General features: G+C 67.0%; 2 protein-coding genes and 1 pseudogene. All 3 read right to left on the bottom strand.

Annotation, left to right across the window (positions count from 1 at the left end):
- A pseudogene (locus G9373_RS45010) lies at positions 1 to 313 on the bottom strand (aldolase/citrate lyase family protein); the annotation flags it as partial.
- A gap of 28 nt (positions 314 to 341) precedes the next feature.
- The gene (locus G9373_RS45005; RefSeq protein ID WP_167121282.1) at positions 342 to 1,130 is read right to left on the bottom strand and encodes an SDR family oxidoreductase; all 789 of its coding nucleotides are present in this window, start codon (positions 1,128 to 1,130) and stop codon (positions 342 to 344) included.
- A 74-nt stretch (positions 1,131 to 1,204) separates the two neighbouring features.
- A partial coding sequence (locus G9373_RS45000; RefSeq protein WP_240961155.1) for an MFS transporter occupies positions 1,205 to 2,559 on the bottom strand: 1,355 nt, incomplete at its 5' end.

The following is a 2,559-nucleotide window of genomic DNA, read 5'->3' as shown; positions in this document are numbered from 1 at the left end:
CGCATTTGGCGAGCATCACACCCAAGAGCCCGGGTGTTGCCTCGAGTGCGTCGAGGTCACGGCTCCAGTCCTCGGTGCCGGCGGGGTTGATACGGACCCAGCCGGTGCCGCCGCGAGAGAACCAGAGGTGGAGGGATTCTCGTGCCGTGGGTCTCGCGGAGGGGACGACACCGTCTTCGAGGTCGTAGATGACGGCGTCGGCCGCTCCGGTGTGCGTGTCAGTGAAGTTCCTGCTGTGTGCGGTGGATACGAGCAGCCACGATCGGGCATCGGCGGCGGGGACGTCGGTACGGTTCTGCGGTGTCAATGCCATGGGGGTCCTCCGAGTGGTGGTCGCGGTGTTATCGGGACAGCCATCCACCGTCGACGGACAGGGCGGTGCCGGTGACGTACGAGGACGCGGCCGAGGCGAGGAAGACCGCCGGGCCGGCAAGATCCTCCGGTCGCCCCCAGACGCCGGCGGGAATGCGGCGCAGCATGTTCTCCGCCCGCGCGGGGTCCTCGCGGTGCGCGGCGGTGAACTCGGTTTCCATGTAGCCGGGGGCGATCGCGTTGACTCGGATGCGGTGTGCGGCCCACTCGTTCGCGAGCGCTCGGGTCAGTCCGAGGATGCCGTGCTTGGAGGCGGCGTAGGACGGGACCTCCATCCCACCCTGGAAGGAGTTGATCGAGGCGATGTTGATGATGCTCGCGGCGGCATTATCGTCGAGGGCGACCCGTGCAAAGGCCTGACTCAGCAGGAACGGGGTGGTGAGATTGAGGTCGAGCACCGCCGACCAGTCCGAGGGCGTGGTGTCGGTCGCCGGGCCGCGGCGGATGATGCCGGCGTTGTTGACCAGGATCGTCGGATGCGGGAACTCGTTTTTGGCCCAGGAGATCAGCTCGACCGCCGATTCGGGTGTCAGGTTGCTGAGGTCGGCGGTGCGGGTCGCGCAGTGAACGCCCCGGGCGCGTACCTCCTTGGCGACCTGGTCGAGTTCGCCGATGTCGACGGCGAGGATGTCGGCTCCCGCTTCCGCGAGTGCGATGGCCAGTGCGCGGCCGAGGCCGCGGGAGGCGCCGGTGACGAGGGCGGCGTTGCCGTCCAGCCGGAACAGGTCCAGAACCGTGGTGTGGGCGGGTGTGTTCATGGGAGAGGCTCTTTCGAATGGTGGTGACCGGGCCGGTGTGCGGGGTGAGCACCGCACACCGGCCCGGCGGCTCATCAGTTGCGGGTGGCCTCGTCGAGGACCCGGTCGTGGACGAGGGAGGTGCGGGCGGTTTCCTTCGCGGCGATCACAGCGATGATGGTGATCACGGCCAGGACGGCGAGGTAGATGCTCACCGCGATGGTGTTCTTCTCCTCGACGGTGCCGAGCAGCGCGACCGCGATGACAGGGGCGAGGCCGCCGGCGAACACCGAGGCGAGCTGGTAGCCGAGGGAGGCGCCGCTGTAGCGGACGCTGGTGCCGAACAGTTCGGAGAACATCGCCGCCTGCGGCGCGTACATCAGGGTGGTGAAGATCAGCCCGATGAAGATCGCCGCCGCGATGATCGTCTGGTTGCCGGTGTCGATCAGGGGGAAGAAGACGAAGCCCCAGATGCCGGCACCGACTGCGCCGGTGAAGTACAGCGGCCGCCGGCCGACCCGGTCGGACAGGGCACCGATGACCGGGGTGAGGAAGAACTGCGCGACCGAGGCGATCAGCACACCCGCGATGGCGGCGCTCTTGGGCATATCCAGGTAGGTGACCATGTAGGTCATCACCACGACCGTGAAGATGTAGTACGAGGTGTTCTCCACCAACCGCAGCCCCATCGCGATAAGGACCTCACGGGGGTATTTGCGCAAGACCTCGATGATCGGTGCGTGCTCGGCCTTGTGATTCTCGAGGGCTTTCTTGTTTTCGGCGAAGACCGGGGATTCCTCGATGCTCAGCCGGATCCACAACCCGATGAGAACGAGAACGGCGCTGAGCAGGAAGGGAATTCGCCAGCCCCAGGAATCGAAGGCTTCGTCGCTCTGGAACAGAGCCAGCACCCACAGCACCACCGCGGAGAGCAGGTTCCCGAGGGGCACCCCGGCCTGGGTCCACGACGTCCAGAATCCGCGGCGGTCGTTGTCACCGTGTTCGGCGGCCATCAGAACCGCTCCACCCCATTCGCCGCCGACGGCGAAGCCCTGCAGCAGTCGGCAGCCGACCAACAGCAGCGGTGCGGCCATACCGATGCTCGCGAAGGTCGGCAGCAGGCCGATGGCGAAGGTCGCGGCGCCCATCATGAGCAGGCTGACGACCAGCATTTTCTTGCGACCGAGTTTGTCACCGTAGTGGCCGAAGACGATCCCGCCGAGCGGGCGGGCGAAGAAGCCCACCGCGAACGTGGCGAACGCCAGCAGGGTGGCCGTGGAAGCCGCGTTGTCGGGGAAGAACAGGGGCCCGAAGACCAGCGCAGCGGCCGAGCCGTAGAGGAAGAAGTCATACCATTCGACGGCCGTGCCGATCATGCTGGCGAAGGCGACCTTGACGATCGAGGTGCGCCCGGCCGCGTGGATGGCGGGTTCGGCCGCAATGTCGGGTG

This window comes from Rhodococcus sp. A14 (assembly GCF_011603105.1).
Classification (GTDB): Bacteria; Actinomycetota; Actinomycetes; order Mycobacteriales; family Mycobacteriaceae; genus Rhodococcus_F; species Rhodococcus_F opacus.
Note: the sequence above shows the minus strand (reverse complement) of the source record. Positions and strands in the feature narration are given on the sequence as shown.

Excerpts from the sequence above, each read along its gene's own strand:
- G9373_RS45005 (WP_167121282.1), bottom strand. The coding sequence starts at position 1,130 with ATGAACACACCCGCCCACACCACGGTTCTGGACCTGTTCCGGCTGGAC.